Source organism: Bradyrhizobium sp. Unk1, assembly GCF_059512345.1.
In genome coordinates, this window is sequence record NZ_JCAMOP010000129.1 from 1 (window position 1) to 4,001 (window position 4,001).

At 59.9% G+C, this 4,001-nt stretch carries 4 protein-coding genes; all 4 read left to right on the forward strand.

Annotated elements, in window-relative coordinates; translation table 11 throughout:
- Window positions 1–152 precede the first annotated feature (152 nt).
- Genes AC5ZFO_RS47395 through AC5ZFO_RS47410 form a run of 4 tightly spaced genes read left to right on the forward strand, consistent with a single transcriptional unit; the run spans window position 153 to window position 3,501 of the window.
- Complete coding sequence (locus AC5ZFO_RS47395; protein ID WP_496124185.1) at window positions 153–2,033, forward strand: DUF8225 domain-containing protein; 1,881 nt, start codon at window positions 153–155, stop codon at window positions 2,031–2,033.
- The gene (locus tag AC5ZFO_RS47400) at window positions 1,961–2,755 is read left to right on the forward strand and encodes a hypothetical protein (protein WP_496124186.1); all 795 of its coding nucleotides are present in this window, start codon (window positions 1,961–1,963) and stop codon (window positions 2,753–2,755) included. Before AC5ZFO_RS47395 ends, AC5ZFO_RS47400 begins: the two co-directional genes overlap by 73 nt.
- A 36-nt stretch (window positions 2,756–2,791) precedes the next feature.
- The gene (locus AC5ZFO_RS47405) at window positions 2,792–3,187 is read left to right on the forward strand and encodes a hypothetical protein (RefSeq protein WP_496124187.1); all 396 of its coding nucleotides are present in this window, start codon (window positions 2,792–2,794) and stop codon (window positions 3,185–3,187) included.
- Window positions 3,157–3,501 carry a hypothetical protein gene (locus AC5ZFO_RS47410; RefSeq protein ID WP_496124188.1) on the forward strand — a complete coding sequence of 115 codons (345 nt, stop codon included), beginning with the start codon at window positions 3,157–3,159 and terminating at the stop codon, window positions 3,499–3,501. Before AC5ZFO_RS47405 ends, AC5ZFO_RS47410 begins: the two co-directional genes overlap by 31 nt.
- Window positions 3,502–4,001: the final 500 nt, after the last annotated feature.

Genomic DNA, 4,001 nt, shown 5'->3' on the forward strand with positions numbered 1-4,001 from the left:
CAGCTACCAGATCAATCGACAACTCTCTGGGTGGATCCTTCCTCCACTGGTAATACGCGCCGTCGGGGCGCACCGTAAGGCGCGACATAGAGACACAATCACCTGCGAATGCGATACAAACCGTCGCGCCGGACCGCGGAGGAGATCAGGTTATGGAGATCACCACGTTCGGACTCCCAACTTTCATCGAGGACTTTCCGCTGAATAGTCCCGAATATGCCGATCTGAGCCATCGTTGGACCATCAACGTCAACGGCTGGATTCAGCAGGCGACTCCTGACCCGGCCTACTACTTCTACAATCCACTCTACACTGATATCCCTCCGGGCACGGATGCAGTGTTGGTCGAATGGGTGGCGTTTCCGGGCCGACTTGACCAGTACTATTCCGCGACGCCGCCGGTCAGTCCACCAAACCCATACAATCTCCTCCAGACCCAGGTCTATGAACTGGCCGACACCGGCTATTACGATACCGGTCGGAAAACTTTCGAGAACATTCCGGCGACGCTCTGTCCGCAGGCTGATTGGAGCGGAACGCCGAAGACGTTCGGGCCCTACGGCCCGCGCGGCTGGCTCGACGAATATTGCGAATGGTCGACGGTGCGCGACGGCGACGGCAATCTCGTCCGCGTCGATTTTGCCTGCGAGAACCCTGAATACTGGAACACGGTGTGGAAGGTGTCACAGGAGCGGGTGCGCGAGCTTTACGAACAGACGCTCAACCACGGCGCGCCAGTCGTAAACCAGATCAAGGTCACCCTCGACGACCTTACCCTGATGGATTCGAGTGGCAATCCCGTGATTGATCCCGACACCGGCAAGCGCGCTTACCATCCGCTCAACAAATGGAATTCGGGGCCGATTGCAACGCGCGGTGGTCACGATCCGTATGGCGGGGTTATGCATCTCACCAGCACGCCGAATACCTTGCAGACCGAGCTCGGCCTCGCCGGCTCCGCCACGGTGCAATACGTACCGCCCCAGTTTCAGGACGATCCGGCCGTTCGCAACAGCGATTCCCAAGCGCTGATCTGCTGCGGCAACTACGGCCAAGCATATCTCCACAGCGATCCAACCATCGGCCATACCGTCAATCAGTTGGTGGGCGGGCAATATGCTGGCGTGCCATTGCGCGCCTGCCTCGCCAATCCGGTCGGGCTCTATATCCAGGTGCCAGATTCGTCGAGATTCGCCTTCGGGCCCAACATCAAGGCCGGGGTGGACGTGCCCGTTGATGCCAAACCGATTGACATCTACCAGATTCTGCGCGGTTCGGCCGAGGTCGACGATCCGGTCAGTGGGGCACCGTTCCGCGGCAACATGGTGCTGCATGCGGCCGTGCAGATTCCAGGGAGCTGGCTCGCCATGAATCCGAATCTAACGCTGGCTGACATGCTGATTAGCGGTCAGCCAATCCAATGGGCCGGTCAAATTGCGAGCCAATTTAAGATCGGCTTATTCGCGCGACCGCTGTCGGCGGACCGGGCTGCGCCGCTCGTCGATTGCTCCAGCACGACACCGACGCCCGGCGCGCCACTGCAGTGCGTGTGGGCGGTCTTGTGGGACGCCATGAGCGAGGTCAATGAACCATGTCCAACCGGCGCCAAGATGCCGCTCACCAGCAACAGCACCTTCATCGCGCCTTGGCTGCCGGCAGACGGTTCGGCACAGAACCTCGTGCTGACCTGCAATCCAACTAGTGAGCCCGTCTCGGTACAGGTCCAGCTTGCCGACGGCTCGGGGCCGGATCCGAGCATTGCGGTTACTCTTCAAAGCGCCATGCCGACCTTTTACGCGGTGCCGGGCAATTCCTATCCAGGCATTTACACGGCACTTGCTGTCTCTGTAACGGTGCCGAGCGGCGCCACCACCGGCCTGCGACCGCATCCAAATCACCCAGACCACCAGCAAGACTGTACAGGCTCTTCCGGCCGCGGTCTACATCACGGACTAGAGCCATGGCTTACTACTCGCGGACACTCGTCCTCGCCGCCGCTCTGTTTGCATTCGCGCGCGGCGGTCCGGCGCTAGCGCAGCCGACCGACACCAATCCCTGCGGCGCCATCGGCGTAACCCAGGTGCAGCCGAAGCCGATACTGCCAGCTTATTTTAGCGCCGCCTCGAAGAGTCAGATCGCAGCCGACTGCTTCGCCTGGCAGGAGTTCATTTACCTCAACTGGAAGGCCGACCCGAACGTTTCGGGGACGCCGGATGCGAATACCCCGTGGTCGAGTTTCGGTATGCCGGGCGATACATCCGCTACGGTCTGGGAGAGCTTCCTCTCGGCGAGCCAGGCGTTCACGCAATCGCCCGCGCGCGCCAAATCGGCTTGGCAGCACAGGCGTCAACCAACGAAAATGCTGTTCAATGTGTCGAAGCTCGGAGACGCTGTGCTCGATAACATCGGCCAGGCTGGTAATGGCAAATGGATCACCGACCAGCGCGGCGCTCCGACATTCTATGAGATCCTGTTGAACGAGGACGAATACGCCTACATCACCACCAATGTGTTCGACGCTTCGGATCTTACGACATTCGCCGGCCAGCGCGCCTGCGCCTCACAGCAGGGCCAGAAAGGACGCGGTGGCTTCAATCTGCCGGCCGGCAAAACCCAAGGCAACAGAGACGTCGACTGCAAGGGCAATGTCACCACCTATGGCCAGGGCGTAGGCGCCATTGAGATCAAGGCCGCCTGGGTCGCGCTCCCGTCGGACGGTTCGCTCAACTACCGTTACAAGACCGCGTTCGCCTGATACACCCTGCCTGGCGGCAAGCCTGTTCAAGCGACCATGGGCCTCGTCGGCCTGCACATCATCCACAAGGTGCCGGGCGCCAACCAGTTCGTGTGGGCGACCTTCGAGCAGATAGACAACGATCCCGATGACAACGACGGCAATCCGGTCGCGCCAATCTTGCCACGCAATCCCAACCAGAAGCCATCTCCGGGCTATACGTTCTTCAATCCGAGCTGCAATCCGCAGACCGACATCTATTATCGCTGCAAGCCCAACACCCCGCCGGGCGACGCGTGTCCGATTAGCAAGCCGACGACGCCAGACTGCTTTCCCTATTCGGCGCCGAGCAGATCACCCGCATCACGCCAGTGGACTCGCAGGCGAATTCCGTCACTGATTATGCCTGGAAACTCCTGCCGATGGATTCGGTGTTCAACTATTACCGCCTGATCGACGTGCAATGGCCGAACAGCTCGCAGCCAGTACCGCCGCAGAGCACTGTACCGCTCTCGACCGGCGACATCACGCCGTCGAGCGCCAGTCACATCGTCGCCAACACCATACTTGAGACCTACTTGCAGACCCAGAAATCATGCATGGATTGCCATCAATCCGCCAGGATAGGCAATCCATCGCAGCAAATAACCGCTGAACTTGCCGGCCGCCGGGTGCGCCGCGTGCTGGTCGCACCGCCAAAAGCAACGGATAATCCGGACTACGCGTCCGATTATTCCTTCGTATTTACTGTGGAAACGAACCGATGAGCTGAAAGGGAGCAGTCCAATCCTGCTCAGAACGGCTGCTGGCCGACGCCATGCTGGACAACGCAGCCTTCAAGGACCTCGTCCACCACGGTGAGGATAGGGAAGCGGCGACCATCGCCGGCCGTTGAAGCTTTCGATGACGGCTTGCCCGGCGCGATGTAGTCAGAGATTACAACGACGCACGACCACACACGTCGGCAGCTCTCTTCTCGCATCTTTTGGGATTGGCACGATCCTCGGCTGCTTCGAGAGCCGCCACGGCCTGATCAACATTTACGTTCCGACCTGACCTGTAGACTTCCGGAAGGGCGCGAAGCGTAGCGCCGCGGCCGTTCAGATTAGCGTATTAGTCGTCCGTTCTTTAATCGCGGGCACGGTGTCAACCCCGATAGACAAAAGTGATCCACTGCCGGGTTCATGGTTCTTATATGGACGCCTCCCGCTTGCCAAGTCTCGCTTAGAAGGGATGCCACACAGAATACGGCTGCAGTTTTATATCC